This window comes from Pseudomonas sp. GW821-FHT09D08, from assembly GCF_059416305.1.
The window spans coordinates 258433-276660 of sequence record NZ_JBWKOX010000003.1 but is presented as its reverse complement, the minus strand read 5'-3'; the positions used below and the strand labels follow the sequence as shown (position 1 = coordinate 276660).

The 18228-nt window shown below is 58.8% G+C and carries 17 protein-coding genes and 2 pseudogenes; 9 read left to right on the top strand and 10 right to left on the bottom strand.

Annotated elements, in window-relative coordinates; genetic code table 11:
* Positions 1 to 9: 9 nt before the first annotated feature.
* Both AC07OP_RS07445 and AC07OP_RS07440 read right to left on the bottom strand, forming a co-directional pair.
* Complete coding sequence (locus tag AC07OP_RS07445) at positions 10 to 957, bottom strand: hypothetical protein (protein ID WP_495100567.1); 948 nt, start codon at positions 955 to 957, stop codon at positions 10 to 12.
* 54 nt (positions 958 to 1011) lie between these two features.
* A pseudogene (locus AC07OP_RS07440) lies at positions 1012 to 1305 on the bottom strand (MFS transporter); the annotation flags it as partial.
* 436 nt (positions 1306 to 1741) lie between these two features.
* Here AC07OP_RS07440 and vapB point away from each other — a divergent pair.
* Entirely contained in the window at positions 1742 to 1981 is a 240-nt protein-coding gene (gene vapB / locus AC07OP_RS07435) for a type II toxin-antitoxin system VapB family antitoxin (protein WP_115487096.1), read from the top strand.
* A complete protein-coding gene (vapC, locus tag AC07OP_RS07430; RefSeq protein ID WP_495100568.1) occupies positions 1974 to 2378 on the top strand; it encodes a type II toxin-antitoxin system tRNA(fMet)-specific endonuclease VapC in 405 nt (134 codons plus the stop codon). Before vapB ends, vapC begins: the two co-directional genes overlap by 8 nt.
* A 30-nt stretch (positions 2379 to 2408) precedes the next feature.
* Here the strand turns inward: vapC and AC07OP_RS07425 are convergent, their stop codons facing one another.
* The 8 genes and pseudogenes from AC07OP_RS07425 to AC07OP_RS07390 all read right to left on the bottom strand — a co-directional run bounded on the left by AC07OP_RS07425 (position 2409) and on the right by AC07OP_RS07390 (position 9738).
* Positions 2409 to 3056 carry an HAD-IB family hydrolase gene (locus tag AC07OP_RS07425; protein WP_053140030.1) on the bottom strand — a complete coding sequence of 216 codons (648 nt, stop codon included), beginning with the start codon at positions 3054 to 3056 and terminating at the stop codon, positions 2409 to 2411.
* A 72-nt stretch (positions 3057 to 3128) separates the two neighbouring features.
* Positions 3129 to 3305, bottom strand: a pseudogene (locus AC07OP_RS07420) (HNH endonuclease); the annotation flags it as partial.
* Positions 3306 to 3815 carry a hypothetical protein gene (locus AC07OP_RS07415; protein WP_092488876.1) on the bottom strand — a complete coding sequence of 170 codons (510 nt, stop codon included), beginning with the start codon at positions 3813 to 3815 and terminating at the stop codon, positions 3306 to 3308.
* Between the two features lie 76 nt (positions 3816 to 3891).
* Positions 3892 to 5142 (bottom strand): ribonucleotide-diphosphate reductase subunit beta, encoded by a 1251-nt coding sequence (locus AC07OP_RS07410; RefSeq protein WP_024077017.1) that lies wholly within the window; start codon positions 5140 to 5142, stop codon positions 3892 to 3894.
* Positions 5143 to 5747: 605 nt separating this feature from the next.
* The gene (locus tag AC07OP_RS07405) at positions 5748 to 7031 is read right to left on the bottom strand and encodes an ABC transporter substrate-binding protein (protein WP_495100569.1); all 1284 of its coding nucleotides are present in this window, start codon (positions 7029 to 7031) and stop codon (positions 5748 to 5750) included.
* A 37-nt stretch (positions 7032 to 7068) separates the two neighbouring features.
* Positions 7069 to 8337, bottom strand: a complete 1269-nt coding sequence (locus AC07OP_RS07400; RefSeq protein WP_495100570.1) for a DUF1479 domain-containing protein — start codon at positions 8335 to 8337, stop codon at positions 7069 to 7071.
* A 131-nt stretch (positions 8338 to 8468) separates the two neighbouring features.
* Entirely contained in the window at positions 8469 to 9332 is an 864-nt protein-coding gene (locus AC07OP_RS07395) for a helix-turn-helix domain-containing protein (RefSeq protein ID WP_065909199.1), read from the bottom strand.
* Between the two features lie 136 nt (positions 9333 to 9468).
* Positions 9469 to 9738, bottom strand: coding sequence for a DUF2790 domain-containing protein (locus AC07OP_RS07390; protein ID WP_027607759.1), 270 nt, complete (start codon positions 9736 to 9738; stop codon positions 9469 to 9471).
* Between the two features lie 411 nt (positions 9739 to 10149).
* Here AC07OP_RS07390 and acs point away from each other — a divergent pair, with 411 nt between their 5' ends.
* The 7 genes from acs to argR all read left to right on the top strand — a co-directional run bounded on the left by acs (position 10150) and on the right by argR (position 17993).
* On the top strand, positions 10150 to 12105 hold the full coding sequence (gene acs / locus AC07OP_RS07385; RefSeq protein WP_027607760.1) for an acetate--CoA ligase: 1956 nt from the start codon (positions 10150 to 10152) through the stop codon (positions 12103 to 12105).
* Between the two features lie 542 nt (positions 12106 to 12647).
* A complete protein-coding gene (locus AC07OP_RS07380; RefSeq protein WP_027607761.1) occupies positions 12648 to 13433 on the top strand; it encodes an ABC transporter substrate-binding protein in 786 nt (261 codons plus the stop codon).
* A 91-nt stretch (positions 13434 to 13524) separates the two neighbouring features.
* Positions 13525 to 14214, top strand: coding sequence for an ABC transporter permease (locus AC07OP_RS07375; RefSeq protein WP_010208305.1), 690 nt, complete (start codon positions 13525 to 13527; stop codon positions 14212 to 14214).
* On the top strand, positions 14211 to 14909 hold the full coding sequence (locus AC07OP_RS07370; RefSeq protein WP_065939097.1) for an ABC transporter permease: 699 nt from the start codon (positions 14211 to 14213) through the stop codon (positions 14907 to 14909). Before AC07OP_RS07375 ends, AC07OP_RS07370 begins: the two co-directional genes overlap by 4 nt.
* Before the next feature lies 1 nt (position 14910).
* Positions 14911 to 16023 carry a succinylglutamate desuccinylase/aspartoacylase family protein gene (locus AC07OP_RS07365; protein ID WP_065926196.1) on the top strand — a complete coding sequence of 371 codons (1113 nt, stop codon included), beginning with the start codon at positions 14911 to 14913 and terminating at the stop codon, positions 16021 to 16023.
* Positions 16024 to 16050: 27 nt separating this feature from the next.
* Complete coding sequence (locus AC07OP_RS07360) at positions 16051 to 16815, top strand: ABC transporter ATP-binding protein (RefSeq protein WP_010208310.1); 765 nt, start codon at positions 16051 to 16053, stop codon at positions 16813 to 16815.
* Between the two features lie 197 nt (positions 16816 to 17012).
* Positions 17013 to 17993, top strand: coding sequence for a transcriptional regulator ArgR (argR, locus tag AC07OP_RS07355; protein WP_495100571.1), 981 nt, complete (start codon positions 17013 to 17015; stop codon positions 17991 to 17993).
* The last annotated feature ends 235 nt before the right edge of the window (positions 17994 to 18228 follow it).

Below are 18228 nucleotides of genomic sequence, written 5' to 3'. Positions count from 1 at the left end.
ATCGACCCACTATTCCAACCCTGGCACCTCACGAATGATCAGGTGATCGAGGTTCTCGATATTCGCGCTGAACACCCCGAACGTCTGCTCGGGGTTTTTCTTGCTGGGCACGTGTTTCAGCTCCGGTGTGACCCCGTAGAAGAAACAATACAACGCCCGTTCACTGTCCGCCGCCGCCCTGATCTGCTCCAGGAACGCCTTGCGCTTGCGGTAGTTCTCGATGAGCTTTTTGCTCAGGTAGACGTTGACCGAGTAGGGCTTTTTGTCGAGCCACACCTTCTTTTCGAAGTCGATGCGAAAGCTGCTGGTGTAGTCCTTGATCGCTTTGACCTTGCCCCAATAGATCAGGCCCTTGTTGTCTTGCAGGTATTCGATCTTCTTGAAAAACGCCGCGTAAGTCGCGGTGTGCTCGCCGATTTTCAGCGGCATGTTTTTCAGCTTTTCCTTGTCGTCGAGGTTCGACACATAACATTCCACCGGGTGGGCAAACACGCTGGTTTTGTCCGGGGTGGTGTCGCTGGCACTGACAGATTCGCCGCTGCGGGTTGAAAGTGTTTTCGCTGAATCTTGCAGGGCCAGCCCCTCGGTGCCGACCTCCGCGGTTTTACGCTCGTACGTACGACGTGTCAGCACAAACTCCGATGGGAAATTATCCTCTCGCTCATCGTCGCTTTCGCCTGCTGCACCCTTGTGGAGACTGGCATAGCGGCAGCCGTCGATATGCCGGGTGCTCGGCGTGTTTTTGAAGTGCGGGGTGCGTTGGTAGTTGACGTTCCTGGCGTTGAACGTGCTCAGCACATTGCCTGCTTCGAAGGCGGCACGACAGGCATCGTTGGGGCACAGGAAACTGTCCTGGTCGGAATCGTAGGCGGCGGTTTCGTCGAAATTCAGGTCTCTTACGTCGTAGATCGACAGCTTGTCATCGAGACTCAGGCTGTAGGCCGTGTCGAATTTCATGGGGCTCGGGTCCGTGAGAGGTTTCGCTATTAATAGCGGGAACCCGCGCAAATATCAGCTAGAACCTGCAACCCGGCGTCCGCTCAGGAAGCACAAGGTCCCACCTATCGCTGTGAGTGTACCCAAGGCATAGAACATGCTGGCCGGCGCCGCGTTGATCAGCAGATACCCGCATATCACCGGGCTCATTGCCCCGCCGAACGCTGCAAGGTTCTGCGCGCCGTAGTAACTGCCGCGCAGTGCATCCGGGGCAATGGTGTCGATAAACAGGAACTCCGAGGGGTAGATGATCATCTCGCCCAAGGTGAACACGAACATCGCCAGGCACCAAGTCACCAAGCTATCCGAAGCCCGCTGGTAAAAGCCTTTGCCACCGCCCTGGGCGTAAATCTCAAAGCCACCACATAAACCACTCGCCGAACACAGATCAACGGGCTGAAAAAGGTCAAATGTGGGAGGTGTCGAGCTTTAGCGAGGCTGCGATGGGATCGACTCGGTTTCCCTGTCGAACTTCTCCACCCGCATCGCCTTTTCCTCCAGGCCGTTATCGTTTTCGACGCGAACAGTGGATTTGTTATCAAATTCAGGGGCGCGTTAGCGTTTTCATGGCAGCAGGAAGTAGCTGGAGGCTATGAGCAAGAGCGGTTCGAACGCTTGATCCTAGCTCCCCATGCCTGTGGGCTAAGGACGGGCGTCTGTCGGATGACTGCTATAGAGCTTTGCAATAGAGCATCCACGAACTATCATTCTTCCCAGTCTTTCCCTACCCAGAGAGGTGTTCTCTATGTCTTCTGGAACGATCTTCACTAACAATCGAACGCAAAATATTCGTATCCCTGCTGACATGCGCTTTCCTGCGGGGGTGAAAACTGTCGAGGTCCGCGCTGTGGGACGCGAGCTGATCATTTCGCCGGTTGAAAACACTTGGGACAGCTTTTTCCTTGCAGGCGAATCGGTATCTGATGATTTTATGGAAGAGCGCGCCGATCAAACCCAGCAAGAGCGAGAGTCTTTTGATGATTAAGTACATGCTTGACACCAACATCGTGATCTACATCATCAAGCGTCGGCCCATCGAAATACTGGAAAAATTCAACGCGAACGTAGGGCGTATGGTGATCTCTTCAATTACCCTCGCAGAGCTGATGCATGGAGCAGAAAAGAGTCAGCTCGTTGAGAAAAATACGCGAGCCGTGGAAGACTTTTCTTCCCGGCTCGAAGTCCTTAACTACGACGACAAGGCCGCCTTTCACTACGGCTCGATTCGTTCGGATCTGGAGAAAAAGGGCACGCCTATCGGTGTAAATGACCTCCATATCGCCGGGCACGCTAGAAGCGCAGGCTTGGTCTTGGTGACTAACAATGAATGTGAGTTCAAGCGCGTGAATGGCTTGATTGTGGAGAACTGGGTAGCGGCTTAAAGCGTTCCCTGAAAACCCCCACCACCCGCATCACCGCTGCAACCGAGCCCGCTTTTTCTTCTTCGCATGAAAATGCCGAAAATGCGCATCCTGTGCCGCCGCCAACAACTCCCGATCCCCACGCGTATCGCCCCAGGCCCGCAGCCGATACTCGCCCAAATCGCCATACACCGCTTCCAGCCTTAGCACCTTATTCTCACACCGGCAGTTATTCCCGGTGAGCTTGCCGGTCAACACCCCGTCGACCACCTCAAGCTCAGTGCCAATCAACTTGATCCCAAGCCGATCGGCAAACGGCTGCAGCACCAACGCCGGCGACGCCGAACACAGAGTCACCACCGCCCCCGAGCCCAGCTCCTGCTCCACCGACAACACCCCGGCCGGGCGCATCAACCGTGCCCAATTGCGCTGGCAATACTCCTCGGCCTTCTGCTGCACCCACGCCTTCTCCACCCCGGTCATAAAGGTGCGGATCAACTGCGCCTTCAACTCATCCCGGCTGATCTGCCGCACTAAAAAGCGCAGCCCAGGCACCGCCAGCTTGACCATCCGGCCATAAAACTCGCCGGTGCCAAAGGCAAACTTGAGGAAGGGCACGAAACTGTCGTGGTGGGTCAGGGTGCCGTCGAAGTCAAAGACGGAGAGTACTTTGGCGTCAACGGGGCCGGCTTCGAGCATGTCTGGGTTCACGGGTTGGCCTCGGTCCTATCTAGTATTTTTTGAGCGTGCATCAGGTGTGACAGCAGGAGTCTACTCCCGTGCCAATCTTCCGACCTTGGCGTAAAGCCCCTCGGTGAAAGCCTCTCGGTCACTCGACCGGTGACAACGCTGATGGCAATTGGGGCACAAGGCTACAGCATTGGTGATGCGATCCGAACCCTTCTGGGCCAGGTGCTTGACGTGATGTACTTCAAGAAATGGCAAACCTTACGGATAGTCCATTTGTTCCAGTCGTTCAAGGGCCTTGTCCAGCGCTGTTCGTTGTTCGTATAACCTCAAGCGCAGGTCGAGACGCTGTTCTTCTTGCTTTGCGATTGTCAGCGCCGTGGGATTATCCCGTAGCTGTAGCGCCTGCTGATGGATCATTTCAATGTTGTTGGCAACGATGTTTACTGCTCTCTTCGCAGAAATTTTGTCTGCTTTGGCCATATGTTGGGCTTTCAACAAAATACCGCTTGCAATCAAACTACCGCCGGCTGCGGCGATGGTGTAGCTGACAAGTGCGGCGGCTAGTTTAAGGTCAGTAAAGTATTTAGCCGCTTCGCCATTAGCAGCGATCTCTTGCAAACTATAGGAAAGATATCCACCCACGAGTGCTAGAACAAAACCTGTGATGTAGAGGACGAACGGATTTCTGAAGACAAATCCACCGAGAAACATCCAGGCAGCCATTCCGAGTATCGTGATAATTAATAGCGTGGCGTAGAGCAGTTCCATTTGCTGATGTGACCTTCTAAATACTATTTGCAAAAAAAGAGCTGCCCTTGGGCAGCTCTCTTTGGTGGTACTGACTTTAATCCCAGCTCAGCGCACCGCCGGTCTGATACTCAATAACCCGAGTCTCAAAGAAATTCTTCTCTTTCTTCAAGTCCATGATCTCGCTCATCCATGGGAACGGGTTGGTCGTGCCTGGATACTCTTCCTTCAAGCCAATCTGCGACAGGCGACGGTTAGCGATGAACTTGAGGTAATCCTCCATCATCGCCGCGTTCATCCCCAGCACGCCACGCGGCATGGTATCCCGCGCATATTCAATCTCCAGCTGAGTCCCCTGCAGGATCATCTGGGTCGCTTCTTCCTTCATCTCGGCATCCCACAAATGCGGGTTTTCGATCTTGATCTGGTTGATCACATCGATACCGAAGTTCAGGTGCATCGACTCATCGCGCAGGATGTACTGGAACTGCTCGGCGACGCCGGTCATTTTGTTGCGGCGGCCCATGGACAGGATCTGGGTGAAGCCGCAGTAGAAGAAGATGCCTTCCAGTACGCAGTAGTAAGCGACCAGGTTGCGCAGCAGTTCCTTGTCGGTGTCGACGGTGCCGGTTTCGAACTTTGGATCGGAGATCGAACGGGTGTATTTCAGGCCCCAGGCTGCCTTTTTGGCCACCGATGGGATCTCGTGGTACATGTTGAAGATCTCGCCTTCGTCCATGGCCAACGATTCGATGCAGTACTGGTAGGCGTGGGTGTGGATCGCTTCTTCGAAGGCCTGGCGCAGGATGTACTGGCGGCACTCCGGGTTGGTGATCAGGCGGTATACGGCCAGGACCAGGTTGTTGGCGACCAGGGAGTCGGCGGTGGAGAAGAAGCCGAGGTTGCGCATGACGATGCGGCGTTCGTCGTCGGTCAGGCCTTCGGGGTTTTTCCACAGGGCGATGTCGGCGGTCATGTTGACCTCTTGCGGCATCCAGTGGTTGGCGCAGCCGTCGAGGTATTTCTGCCAGGCCCAGTCGTACTTGAAGGGCACGAGTTGGTTGAGGTCGGCGCGGCAGTTGATCATGCGCTTTTCGTCAACGGCGACGCGGGCGGAGGCGCCTTCGAGTTCGGCGAGGCCTTCGGCGACGTCGAGTTTGTCCAGGGCGGCCTTGGCGCGCACGATGGCGGCGGAGTCACTGGCGGTGACGGCGCGGGCTTCGATGGCGGCGGCGGCGCCGGCACCGTCGAGGCGGTCCATGTTGGCTTCGGTGGCATGGCCGGCGTTGGCGCCTTTGGTGGCTACTTCGCCGTCTTCTTCTTTGTCGAATTCGTCCCAGCTCAGCATGACGTGTCGTCTCCTGCGTGAGGGCTCAAAGGTGCCCGTGTGAAACCGGATGGTTGGGTGTTCACACGGCCCTCGGGCCGCGGTGGATCTTAAGGAATCGTTTGTTGCAGCTAGCGCACGCATTAAACGGAATAGGCTAACGGGTGCTCTGCGTGAGGCTTGAGGGGCGGAGCGACAGGTACATGCTCCAGCGCAGGCTCAAGGTCTGGCTCTTCATCCCGGTGTAAAGGGATATTGCAGGCCCGATTTACCCGCGCATTATAGGGAAAAATTCGGCTTTGTGTTGCGGCGGATGGCCTCAGCGGTCGGCCAAAATGCGTGGGGTTACGGCCAGAGTGTTGGTTTGTAAGGGTTTGCTGCTTGAGGATTTTTTTAGCGGCGAGTGGTGGTGTCCAGTCGTCGGGAAATCGCCTTGTGGCTTGTATGCGGCAGTTGTGGCTAGCGGGCTTGCCCGCGCTGGGCTGCCAAGCAGCCCCAGTCAAGGCGCTGAGGTTTTCCTGAGAGAACTCAGCGCCTGATTTTGGGGCCGCTTCGCTGCCCGACGCGGGGCAAGCCCGCTCGCCACAGGGGAGTGTGGCGGCTTTGACGGTTGTTTAGATAGCGGATTACTGGGCCGCCGCTTTAATGCTGGCGAACATCTGCTTACCCGCCTTGGCCGGGTCCGCATCTTTATTGCTCATGAAGTTGCTTACCACATCAAACACCGCGCCCTGCACGGCTTGGGACGTTGACATGTTGAACGCCATGCTCGGCGCCAGCGTGCCGGCCTTTTCCGCCTCGGCGAAATCCTTGGCGGAAGCTTGGGCGCAGCTGTCGAATGGGCTCATGTCGAGGCCCTTGATGACCGGGATCGAGCCTTTGTTCTGGTTGAACACCGTTTGGAATTGCGGCTCCAGGGCGATCTTGGCCAGGTCGTCGCGGGCGGCGTTGTTACCGGGCGTGTCGTTTTTGCTCGACAGCTTGAACATCGCCAGTGAGTCGATGGTGTAGCTATAGATGCCTTGAGTGCCGGGGAAGGGCGCGCATTCATAGTCGGCGCCGGCCTTTTTGCCGACGGCGCTCCATTCGCTCTTGGCCCAGTCGCCCATGAGTTGCATGCCAGCCTGGCCGTTGATGACCTTGGCGGTTTCCATGTTCCAGTCCTGGCCGGTGCCGTTGGGGTCCATGTAGGTCTTCAGTTTGCGCAGGGCGACGAACACTTCGGTCATTTTTGGACCGGTGAAGGTGGCTTCGTCGTTGTCGATAAAGGCCTTTTTGAAGCCATCGGCGCCAAGGATGCTCAGTACCAGGCCTTCGAATACGGTGGTGTCCTGCCATGGCTGGCCGCCGTGGGCGATCGCGATAAAACCGGCGGCCTTGAGCTTGTCGCCGGCGGCGTAGAGTTCTTCCAGAGTGGTAGGGGCATGGGCGACCCCGGCTTTGCGCAGCACGTCGGGGTTGGTCCAGAGCCAGTTGATGCGGTGGATATTCAGCGGCACGGCAACGTAGTGGCCGTCGAATTTCATCAGCTCGGCGATGCTCGGCGGCAGCAGGGTGTCCCAGTGGTTGGCCTGGGCGACGTTGTCGATGCTGGTCAGCAGGCCCAGCTTGCCCCATTCCTGGATGTCCGGCCCTTTGATCTGCGCGGCGGAGGGTGGGTTACCGGACACTGCGCGAGTCTTGAGTACGGTCATGGCCGCCGCGCCACCGCCACCGGCGACGGCGCTGTTTTGCCAGGTGAAGCCGTCTTTTTCGATCAGTTGCTTGAGCACGTCGGCTGATTTGGCTTCGCCGCCCGACGTCCAGTAGTGGACGACTTCGACGCTGCCTTTGCTCTCAGCCGCCTGGGCGGTGAGCGTACAGAGGCTGGCGAAAGAGACTGCAAGGGCAAGGCGATTGAGGAGATTCATAGGGGATACCTTTTTTTGTTGTTATGGGCAGCGGTGTTTATTCCAATCCCAGGCCTTTGCGGCCCAGGCTGTTGAGTTGTCGAGGGGTGAAGCGGTCTTGCCACTGTTGCTCGTAGTCTTCCCGGGGGAAGTCGTCCGGCGAGACACCTTGCTCGAATGCCCTGAACACGTCCTTGGCGTAACGCAGATTTTTCGGACACATGGGGGCGGCCGGGACATACATCACATTGCCCCAGCCCTGCTGGTTTTCCACCGGGGCGACGCTGTGGATTACGTCGCAGTGCCACCACACCGAGTCGCCGGCGTGCACGTCCGGAATGGGTGTCATGCCCTGTACCAGCAACGGGTGCCATTTCTCTGAGATGGGCAGCACTTTGCCGGGCGCCACGCCGCACAATTCATCCTCGGGCACGTCGTCCAGCAGCGGGCGCAGAAGCATATAAGCCATGGCCTTGGGGATCGGCAGCGTATGCAGCACACCCTGGTCGGCACGCATATCGCACAGTGCCGTCCAGCCCTGGAAGGTGCGGAAGGCCGAGCATTTCACCGTGTCCTTGTAGGCATATTCGTCGACCTCGGTGCGATGCGCGGCATCCCATGGGTCGTACGCCTGGAAGTCATTGCGGTAGATCTTGTCGAAGACCTTCAGGTAGGCCGGATGCAGCCAGCGTTCCAGCGCCCCGGAGTCGGTATGCGGGCCAAGGCCTTTGGATGTGGTGCCCGGTGGGCGCCGGCGGACGCGGTCCGGGTACAGCGCGTTGATGTCCGGATCGAACCATTGCTGGCCTTGGGAATGGGTGGTCCACAACCGGTTGAGGAAGGATTGCGCAGCGCCCATGCGCGGGTGCTGACGCACTTGCATCTGGGCGTCGGACCAGTAGATCGGAAATATCTCCGGGCGGGAGGCGTCGAGGTTGCCGAAAAAGGTGTCAGCCGGGCCGCGATACACCCTGTCGAAATGGTTGTTGTCGAGGTAGTCCAGCAGGCTCTTGTCCCACCCCAGCACTTGCTCGCGCGCGAAGTGATTGCGGATCACCAGGCAGCCCCTGCGCTTGATCAGGGCGCGTTGCGCGTCTGTCACTTGGCCGTTGGCGATCGTGTCGAAATCCAGTTCCGGCCAAGCCGAACCGCTCAGCGCCTGCTGGGCTTTGATCGAGGCGATTTCATCGGCAATGAAAGCGCTGATCTCGGCAAACAAGGCGTTCACATCGCCGATCTGCGCGCGCAGGGTTTTCTTCATGTTGACGATGTTGCGCCGGTAGTCGTCCGGCAGCTCGGCACTTTCGAAGGCGTGATAATTACTCATGGGGTGGCCTGTATTGTTGTTATGCATACAGGTATGGAATCACCGGGGCTGCCTGGGCAGCAGTCCGGTTAGACGCGTTGAGCAGTACGATTGTGGCGTTTGTTGCGTCGTGAATGGAAGAATCGGCTTGGTTACTGGAAGTGATGCCCGTGCTGGGCGCGAAATTGCGAAGGCGTGAGACCTTTTAGCGCTTTGAACTGGCGATTGAACAACGCCTGGGAGACATAGCCGACCTGCTCGGCGATGGCACTGACCGCCAGGTTGCCCTGCATCAGCAGTGCACAGGCATGTCCGATGCGCAGGCGCACGATGTAGTCCAGCGCCGTGCAGCGTGTGTGTTTGCGAAACATGCGATGGAGGGCCGACACGCTGACGCACGCCATCTGCGCCAATTGCGGAATGCCCACGGGCTGGGCGTAGTGGGCATGCAGATAATCCAGCACGCGACGTATGCGCGGGTCTTCGATTACCTGAGGCGCGGCGTTTTCCACCGCAATACGCTGCGCGGCGACGTCTCGTGACAACAGGTTGAGCACGGTCAGCAAAGAGATCAGCCGCTGCGATGCATCCTGCTCGACCATGGCTTCGATCACGGGGCGCAGGACCCTTGAGGTGCTGTCACTGAAACTTAGCGCCTGCTGGGCTGCGGCCAGCAACGCGCGGGTCGGGGCCATTTCGGGAAACAGGCGCACCAGCGATTCCGCCCAGGCTTCGGAAAACCAGATGACGAGTGCGACGTGCGGCTGGGTCGGGTCAATACGTTCGGCAGACGACCAGCTGTGTGGCACGTTCGGGCCCACCAGAACCAGGTCGCCGTCGTCGTAGAGCGCCACATCGTTGCTGATATAGCGATGCCCGCGGCTATTGAGGGTGAGGGTCAGTTCGTATTCGGGATGGTGATGCCACTCAAACGGGATCGCCTCCGGCAGCCTGCGGTTCAGCAGGGTCCAGGAGGTATTGGCCTCGGTGGGGATCTTCTCGAAACTGGCTCGCATGAATGCATCCTGCCGTACAGGAAAGGTAGCGACGCCACAATCGTAGCATTCGATTCAAGCGAGGGGAGGGGGCCTCGCCGCAAGAACGATTTCTTGCGGCAAATAAGATCACGCGCAGATCACACTAACTAAGTTGTTATCCGTTCGAACAGCCATTGCCCATTACATGGTAGTTAAGAATATGACGCTGACCCTGTGAGTCTTCATATTCCATCTTTACCGGCACAACTTCGCAAACTTCCGGGATTGTGCTCATGGACAATACTTTGGCCACATCCAGCTTGGTGCTATAGGTGTAGTCCTCAACAATCGGGGCGTTCTGGCCGGCCAGCTCGGTCGGGGCCTCGTCGGCCAGGGCGGCGGTTGCGCACAAGCTGCTGAGGGCCATAACTACGAGAGCTTTCATTTCTTTACTTACCTTCTTCAGGGCGAAAGGGGTCACGGGGCCCTTGTGAGGCCACGTGTGTAACTTAGGATTGGTTAGTTCGGATTAACGTGCCTTCGTGGGGGCTGTTACGTTGTTAATCACTGTTGTGTTAATCACAATGCCTTGGTTGGCGGAAGTGATTCTAGGCCTGCGGGTTATATTCATATACCCGTGCTTTTGATAAAGACTGTTGGCGGTTTTTGTAACAATCCCGTGGTAAAGGTTTTTTCACCCACCCGCAAAGCCCCGCAGGCTGCGGGCCAGAGCGGCAAACGGGGATAGCAGGGCATTTTGTAGGGTCTTGTTACTACCATCGTCGAATGGTTCTATAGGCCCACCCCGGATACAACTGGGTCATACAACAACAACTATGTCACCGAGGTAAGAAAGATGAGTGCGGCTTCCCTGTACCCCGTTCGCCCCGAAGTAGCAGCCAACACGCTGACCGACGAGGCAACCTACAAGGCCATGTACCAGCAGTCGGTGGTCAACCCCGACGGTTTCTGGCGCGAGCAAGCCAAGCGCCTTGACTGGGTCAAGCCTTTCACCGCGGTGAAGCAGACCTCTTTCGACGATCACCATGTCGACATCAAGTGGTTCGCCGATGGCACCCTGAACGTTTCCTACAACTGCCTGGACCGTCACCTCGCCGAACGCGGCGACCAGGCGGCGATCATCTGGGAGGGCGATGACCCGGCCGAGAGCCGCACCATCACCTACCGCGAGTTGCACGAGGAAGTCTGCAAGTTCGCCAACGCCCTGCGTGGCCAGGATGTGCACCGCGGCGACGTGGTGACCATCTATATGCCGATGATTCCCGAAGCCGTGGTCGCCATGCTGGCGTGTACCCGCATCGGTGCGATCCATTCGGTGGTGTTCGGCGGTTTCTCGCCGGAGGCCCTGGCCGGTCGCATCATCGACTGTAAGTCGAAGGTGGTGATCACTGCCGATGAAGGCATTCGCGCCGGTAAGAAGATTCCGCTGAAGGCCAACGTCGACGACGCGCTGACCAACCCGGAAACCAGCAGCATCCAGAAGGTCATCGTGTGCAAGCGCACCAATGGCCAGATCAAGTGGAACCAGCATCGCGACATCTGGTACGAAGACCTGATGAAAGTGGCGGGCACCGTGTGTGCGCCAAAAGAGATGGGCGCCGAAGAAGCGCTGTTCATCCTCTACACCTCCGGTTCCACCGGCAAGCCTAAAGGCGTGCAGCACACCACCGGCGGCTACCTGTTATATGCGGCCCTGACCCACGAGCGCGTATTCGACTACCGCCCGGGTGAAATCTACTGGTGCACCGCCGACGTCGGTTGGGTCACTGGCCACACCTATATTGTCTACGGCCCGCTGGCCAATGGCGCGACCACCTTGCTGTTCGAAGGCGTGCCGAACTACCCGGACATTACCCGGGTGGGCAAGATCGTCGACAAGCACAAGGTCAATATCCTCTACACCGCCCCGACCGCGATCCGCGCAATGATGGCGTCCGGCACCGCTGCCTGCGAAGGCGTCGATGGCAGCAGCCTGCGCCTGTTGGGCTCGGTGGGTGAGCCGATCAACCCGGAAGCGTGGGACTGGTACTACAAGAACGTCGGCCAATCCCGTTGCCCGATCGTCGACACCTGGTGGCAGACCGAAACCGGCGCCACCCTGATGAGCCCGCTGCCGGGTGCCCATGCACTCAAGCCGGGTTCTGCCGCGCGGCCGTTCTTCGGCGTGGTGCCGGCGCTGGTGGACAACCTGGGCAACATCATCGAAGGCGCCGCCGAAGGCAACCTGGTGATTCTCGACTCGTGGCCAGGCCAGGCCCGTACCCTGTACGGCGACCATGACCGTTTTGTCGACACGTACTTCAAGACCTTCCGTGGCATGTACTTCACCGGTGACGGCGCCCGTCGCGATGAAGATGGCTACTGGTGGATCACCGGCCGTGTGGATGACGTGTTGAACGTATCCGGCCACCGCATGGGCACTGCCGAGATCGAAAGCGCCATGGTTGCCCACCCTAAAGTCGCCGAAGCGGCGGTGGTGGGTGTGCCGCACGACATCAAGGGCCAGGGCATCTATGTGTATGTGACCCTGAAGAATGGCGAAGAACCCAGCGAAGCCCTGCGCCTGGAGCTGAAGAACTGGGTGCGCAAGGAAATCGGGCCGATTGCCTCGCCGGACGTGATCCAGTGGGCACCGGGCTTGCCGAAGACGCGCTCGGGGAAAATCATGCGCCGTATCCTGCGCAAGATTGCCACGGCCGAGTACGACGGGCTGGGCGATATTTCCACCCTGGCGGACCCGGGCGTAGTGGCGCATTTGATTGAGACCCACAAGACCATGAACGTCGCGTAAGACGGGCTGGTCAGACAAAGCCCCATTCGGTGTGAGCCGGGTGGGGCTTTTTTGTGAGTGCTTGAAATCGAAGGAGATCCAAATAAATATCGGTTTTTCGCGTAGGAGGTTTCTGAATGTTACCGAGTGGCACAAATGTGTAACCCATCGCCCAAACATGAGGCAAAGGGCTACGCTTATGCCCCGAAAAACCGCGCTTTAGACACCCTGAGCCATAAGATTAAACGCCACACTTGCCGTGCTAGAAGGGTTTGCGAATAATAGGCCCGCAATTTGCAGCATCAACAGGTTTAATATCTTTTGTCTCTGCATAAAATTCAGAGGCTGTCAATGTGTTGGAACCGCTTTCTCAGTGCTTCTGTAAATTGTTGTCGCATTGAGGAAATATCGGCTTCCGGCCTGTCGTTAGAATGCCGATCACTCGCTCGTCGTCTCCACTGTTGAATTGGTGTAGGACGCAGCACCGCTATTCGGTTTCACTCAGTCGCATCGTGGGCCATGGCTCATACTGCTGTTTTGCCCTATACCGATGGAGTCCCAAGATGAAGAAACTCGTGCTGTTGGGCGCCCTGGCGCTGTCCGTGCTGTCCATGCAGGCTTTCGCTGAAGGCAAGCCTCTGAAAATTGGTATCGAAGCGGCTTACCCTCCGTTTGCCTCGAAGGCGCCGGATGGCAGCATCGTCGGTTTTGACTACGATATCGGCAACGCCCTGTGCGAAGAGATGAAGGTCAAGTGCACCTGGGTCGAGCAAGAGTTCGACGGCCTGATCCCGGCGCTCAAGGTGCGCAAGATCGACGCGATCCTGTCGTCCATGTCCATCACCGAAGACCGCAAGAAGTCCGTGGACTTCACCAACCGCTACTACCTGACCCCAGCGCGCCTGGTATTGAAGGAAGGCACCGCCGTCAGCGACAGCCTGGATGAACTCAAAGGCAAGAAGATCGGCGTACAGCGCGGTTCGATCCACGACCGTTTCGCCAAGGAAGTCCTGGCACCTAAAGGCGCCACTGTTGTGCCTTACAGCTCGCAGAACGAAATCTACCTCGACGTGGAAGCCGGTCGCCTCGACGGCACCGTGGCCGACGCCACCCTGTTGCAGGAAGGTTTCCTCGATACGCCAGCCGGTAAAGGCTATGCGTTCACCGGCCCGGCCTTCACCGACGTCAAGTACTTCGGCGACGGCGTAGGCATCGCCGTACGCAAGGGCGACAAGGAAAACCTGGACCGCATCAACGCTGCCATCGCCGCGATCCGTGCCAACGGTAAATACAAAGAAATCGAGAAAAAGTACTTCAACTTCGATATTTACGGCCCAGAAGCCAAGTAAGTATTCGCAGCTGTCTGTCCGAAATGGCGCAAGCAACAGAATTCCTGCGGTTTGCGCCATTTTTTCATCCCCCTTTTCGAGGACCTGAATCATGTTGAAAGGCTACGGGGCCGTCATCCTCGATGGCGCATGGTTGACGCTTCAGCTCGCCTTGTCGTCCATGGCCTTGGCCATTGTTCTGGGTCTGATCGGGGTCGCGTTACGCCTGTCGCCGGTGCGCTGGTTGGCCTGGCTGGGTGACTTGTACTCCACGGTGATCCGCGGGATCCCCGACCTGGTGCTGATCCTGCTGATTTTCTACGGCGGTCAGGACCTGCTCAACCGCGTCGCGCCGATGCTCGGCTATGACGACTATATCGACTTGAACCCCTTGGCCGCCGGTATCGGCACCCTGGGTTTCATCTTTGGCGCCTACCTGTCGGAAACCTTCCGTGGCGCCTTCATGGCCATCCCCAAGGGCCAGGCCGAAGCCGGCCTGGCGTATGGCATGAGCAGCTTCCAGGTGTTTTTCCGGGTGATGGTGCCGCAGATGATCCGGCTGGCGATCCCCGGGTTTACCAACAACTGGCTGGTACTCACCAAGGCCACCGCGCTGATCTCGGTGGTGGGCCTGCAAGACATGATGTTCAAGGCCAAGCAGGCGGCTGATGCCACCCGCGAGCCTTTTACCTTCTTCCTCGCAGTGGCGGCGATGTACCTGGTGATCACCAGTGTGTCGTTGCTGGCCCTGCGTCATCTTGAGAAGCGCTACTCGGTAGGCGTAAGGGCGGCTGATCTATGATCTTCGACTACAACGTCATCTGGGAGGCCATGCCGCTGTACCTTGGCGGCCTGCTGACCACCCTGAAACTGCTCGCCATCTCGCTGTTCTTCGGCCTGCTCGCCGCCTTGCCCCTGGGCTTGATGCGTGTGTCCAAGCAACCGGTCGTCAACGGTGCGGCCTGGCTCTACACCTACGTGATCCGCGGCACGCCGATGCTGGTGCAGCTGTTTTTGATCTACTACGGCCTGGCGCAGTTCGAAGCGGTGCGCGAGAGCGTCCTGTGGCCACTGCTGTCCAGTGCGACCTTCTGCGCGTGCCTGGCCTTTGCGATCAACACCAGCGCCTACACCGCCGAGATCATTGCCGGTAGCCTCAAGGCCACCCCCAATGGCGAGATCGAAGCGGCCAAGGCCATGGGCATGTCGCGCTACAAGCTGTACCGCCGCATCCTGCTGCCGTCGGCCCTGCGCCGCGCGCTGCCGCAGTACAGCAACGAAGTGATCATGATGCTGCAGACCACCAGTCTCGCGTCCATCGTCACCCTGATCGACATCACCGGTGCCGCGCGCACGGTCAACGCGCAGTTTTATCTGCCGTTCGAAGCCTACATCACCGCCGGCGTGTTCTACCTGTGCCTGACCTTTATCCTGGTGCGCCTGTTCAAGTTGGCCGAGCGCCGCTGGCTGAGCTACCTGGCTCCACGGAAGCACTGATATGGAACGTATCGATCACCTGTTGCCCTGGGGCCACCTGGGCTGCGAGCGCCAGCTGAGCGTGTTCCGTTTCGGCAGCGGCGAGCGCAAGGCCTATATCCAGGCCAGCCTGCATGCCGATGAATTGCCCGGTATGCGCGCCGCGTGGGAGCTGAAAAAACGTCTCGCTGAACTTGAAGCGCAAGGTGCCCTCAACGGCGTGATCGAGCTGGTGCCGGTGGCCAACCCGATGGGCCTGGGCCAGTTGCTGCAAGGCAGCCACCAGGGCCGTTTCGAAGTGGGCAGCGGCAAGAATTTCAACCGCGATTTCGTTGAGTTGAGCGAGCCGGTGGCCGAGTTGCTCACAGGCAAGCTGGGGGATGATGCTCACGCCAACGTGCGCATGATTCGCCAGGCGATGGCCGATGCGCTCAACGCATTGCCCGAGCCGAGCAGCCAGTTGCAAGGCATGCAGCGCATCCTGCTGAGCCATGCGTGCAGCGCTGATATCGTCCTCGACCTGCACTGCGACGCCGAAGCCGCATTGCACATGTACGCGCTGCCCCAGCACTGGCCGCAGTGGCGTTCGCTGTCGGCGCACTTGAATGTGAAAGTCGGTCTGCTCGCGGAAGACTCCGGTGGCAGCTCGTTCGATGAGGCCTGTTCGTTGCCGTGGCTGCGGTTGTCCCGCGCCTTCCCCGACGCACAGATCCCGCTGGCCTGCCTGGCGACGACCCTGGAATTGGGCGGTCAGGCGGACACCGGCCGTGACGAAGCGATCTTCCACGCCGAAGGCATCCTCGCGTTTCTCGCCGAGCAAGGCCTGATCAAGGGCGAATGGCCGGCGCCGCAACACGAACCGTGTGAAGGCGTGCCCTTCGAAGGCACCGAATTGCTGTTCGCGCCCCACGCCGGGGTGATCAGTTACCTGCGTAAAGCCGGGGACTGGATCGAGAAGGGCGAGCCGATTTTTGAAGTGATTGATCCCCTGGAAGACCGCGTGAGCATTATCTGCGCGGGCACCTCGGGGGTGTTGTTTGCCGTTGAACGGCTACGTTATGCCCAAGCGGGTTTCTGGCTGGCCAAGGTGGCGGGGCGCGAAGCGCTGCGTCACGGGCGCTTGCTCAACGACTGACCACCTGTTTTTGTGAGAACCGACCGCATGTACAAACTTGAAGTCCAAGACCTGCATAAACGCTATGGCAGTCATGAAGTGCTCAAAGGCGTGTCCCTGGCCGCCGCGGCCGGTGATGTGATCAGCATCATCGGTTCCAGTGGTTCGGGCAAAAGCACCTTTTTGCGCTGCATCAACCTGCTGGAGCAACCCCACGCCGGCAAGATCCTGCTCAATAACGAAGAGCTGAAACTGGTGGCCAACAAGGACGGCGCCATGAAGGCCGCCGACCCTAAGCAGCTGCAACGCATGCGCTCGCGCCTGTCGATGGTGTTTCAGCATTTCAACCTGTGGTCGCACATGACCGCGATTGAAAACGTGATGGAAGCCCCGGTGCATGTGCTGGGCGTGTCGAAGAAAGAGGCCCGTGAAAAGGCCGAGCACTACTTGGCCAAGGTCGGCGTGGGCCATCGCAAGGATGCGTTCCCCGGCCATATGTCCGGCGGCGAGCAGCAGCGCGTGGCGATTGCCCGGGCCCTGGCGATGGAGCCGGAGGTGATGCTGTTCGACGAACCCACCTCGGCCCTCGACCCCGAGTTGGTGGGCGAAGTGCTCAAGGTCATGCAGGACCTGGCCCAGGAAGGCCGCACCATGGTGGTGGTGACCCACGAAATGGGCTTTGCCCGTGAAGTGTCGAACCAGCTGGTGTTCTTGCACAAAGGCATCGTCGAAGAGCGTGGCAACCCGCGGGAAGTGCTGGTCAACCCGCAGTCCGAGCGGTTGCAGCAGTTCCTGTCTGGCAGCTTGAAATAATCCCTTACTGCTGAAGTTGCTTTTATGTGGGAGGGGCGGTGCGACGATTCGACTTGCCCCCTCCCACATAGATCTCCACATGGGATCTACAGTGGAGTTCTACTGTTGGATCTTCATTGTTTTTGAGCTTTGTGTTGGTTTACGGGCTAGCATTGGCCCTTGTCTTCATTACCGTTCTTCGCTTCGGATAGCACTCCATGACCGCCCACAAAATTGGTTTCCTGATTTGGCCCAGCACAAAAGCACTCACGCTTGCGCTGGCTGAGGAGGCCTTGCGCGTTGCTCAGCGGGTGCATCCGGAGGTGGTCTACGAGCTGTCGTTCCTGCTCGCAGAGCCGGCCATCGATGGCGCCTGGCAATTGCCGGGCGAACCGTGGGCCGGCAAGCTGGAAGGCTTCCAGAAACTGTTCCTGCTGGCGGACGAGCCGCCTGCCGTGATCGCCTCGCAACTGAGCACCGCCCTCAAGCAGCTGGTGCGCGCCGGTTGTGTGATCGGCGGCTTGTCGGCTGGTGTGTACCCGCTGGCCCAGCTCGGCCTGCTCGACGGCTACCGCGCCGCCGTGCACTGGCGTTGGCAGGATGATTTTGCCGAGCGTTTCCCCAAGGTCATCGCCACCAGCCATCTGTTCGACTGGGATCGTGATCGCCTGACCGCCTGCGGCGGCATGTCGGTACTCGACCTGTTGCTGGCGGTGCTGGCCCGTGACCACGGTGCCGAACTGGCCGGTGCGGTGTCGGAAGAGCTGGTGGTGGAGCGCATCCGCGAAGGCGGCGAGCGCCAGCGCATCCCGCTGCAGAACCGCCTGGGCTCCAGCCATCCGAAGCTGACCCAGGCAGTGTTGCTGATGGAAGCCAATATCGAAGAGCCGCTGACCACCGACGAAATCGCCCAGCATGTGTGCGTGTCGCGACGACAACTGGAGCGGATCTTCAAGCAATACCTCAATCGCGTCCCCAGCCAGTACTACCTGGAACTGCGCCTGAACAAGGCCCGCCAGATGCTCATGCAAACCAGCAAGTCGATCATCCAGATCGGCCTGTCCTGCGGCTTCTCCTCGGGGCCGCACTTCTCCAGCGCCTACCGCAACTTCTTTGGCGCCACCCCTCGCGAAGACCGCAACCAGCGGCGCAGCAGCAGCCCGTTCGAACTCTCGTCGGTGCCGTCCGAGCGTGGTTGACGTGGGGTGAATACGATTGGCGCGGTGTGTCGCGTCCATCGCGCAACTTCCCTGCATACTGCCGAAAACCCCTGCATCCGTTTAAACTGCGCCATTGCGACGCTATTTGTCGCATTGGCGTAAACCCGCGTAAAACGGGGGTTGGCGCTATAAGAAGTTGTCGCTTGGCGGCAAGGCCGCGCTGAAAACTGTCCTTACAATCCCTGCATCGCCCGCCAGTTCCAGGCAGGCGTTC

What these genes read in the sequence shown, in the direction of transcription:
- AC07OP_RS07445 (WP_495100567.1), bottom strand. Translation starts at nt 957, where the DNA reads ATGAAATTCGACACGGCCTACAGCCTGAGTCTCGATGACAAGCTGTCG.
- vapB (WP_115487096.1), top strand. Translation starts at nt 1,742, where the DNA reads ATGTCTTCTGGAACGATCTTCACTAACAATCGAACGCAAAATATTCGT.
- vapC (WP_495100568.1), top strand. Translation starts at nt 1,974, where the DNA reads ATGATTAAGTACATGCTTGACACCAACATCGTGATCTACATCATCAAG.
- AC07OP_RS07425 (WP_053140030.1), bottom strand. Translation starts at nt 3,056, where the DNA reads ATGCTCGAAGCCGGCCCCGTTGACGCCAAAGTACTCTCCGTCTTTGAC.
- AC07OP_RS07415 (WP_092488876.1), bottom strand. Translation starts at nt 3,815, where the DNA reads ATGGAACTGCTCTACGCCACGCTATTAATTATCACGATACTCGGAATG.
- AC07OP_RS07410 (WP_024077017.1), bottom strand. Translation starts at nt 5,142, where the DNA reads ATGCTGAGCTGGGACGAATTCGACAAAGAAGAAGACGGCGAAGTAGCC.
- AC07OP_RS07405 (WP_495100569.1), bottom strand. Translation starts at nt 7,031, where the DNA reads ATGAATCTCCTCAATCGCCTTGCCCTTGCAGTCTCTTTCGCCAGCCTC.
- AC07OP_RS07400 (WP_495100570.1), bottom strand. Translation starts at nt 8,337, where the DNA reads ATGAGTAATTATCACGCCTTCGAAAGTGCCGAGCTGCCGGACGACTAC.
- AC07OP_RS07395 (WP_065909199.1), bottom strand. Translation starts at nt 9,332, where the DNA reads ATGCGAGCCAGTTTCGAGAAGATCCCCACCGAGGCCAATACCTCCTGG.
- AC07OP_RS07390 (WP_027607759.1), bottom strand. Translation starts at nt 9,738, where the DNA reads ATGAAAGCTCTCGTAGTTATGGCCCTCAGCAGCTTGTGCGCAACCGCC.
- acs (WP_027607760.1), top strand. Translation starts at nt 10,150, where the DNA reads ATGAGTGCGGCTTCCCTGTACCCCGTTCGCCCCGAAGTAGCAGCCAAC.
- AC07OP_RS07380 (WP_027607761.1), top strand. Translation starts at nt 12,648, where the DNA reads ATGAAGAAACTCGTGCTGTTGGGCGCCCTGGCGCTGTCCGTGCTGTCC.
- AC07OP_RS07375 (WP_010208305.1), top strand. Translation starts at nt 13,525, where the DNA reads ATGTTGAAAGGCTACGGGGCCGTCATCCTCGATGGCGCATGGTTGACG.
- AC07OP_RS07370 (WP_065939097.1), top strand. Translation starts at nt 14,211, where the DNA reads ATGATCTTCGACTACAACGTCATCTGGGAGGCCATGCCGCTGTACCTT.
- AC07OP_RS07365 (WP_065926196.1), top strand. Translation starts at nt 14,911, where the DNA reads ATGGAACGTATCGATCACCTGTTGCCCTGGGGCCACCTGGGCTGCGAG.
- AC07OP_RS07360 (WP_010208310.1), top strand. Translation starts at nt 16,051, where the DNA reads ATGTACAAACTTGAAGTCCAAGACCTGCATAAACGCTATGGCAGTCAT.
- argR (WP_495100571.1), top strand. Translation starts at nt 17,013, where the DNA reads ATGACCGCCCACAAAATTGGTTTCCTGATTTGGCCCAGCACAAAAGCA.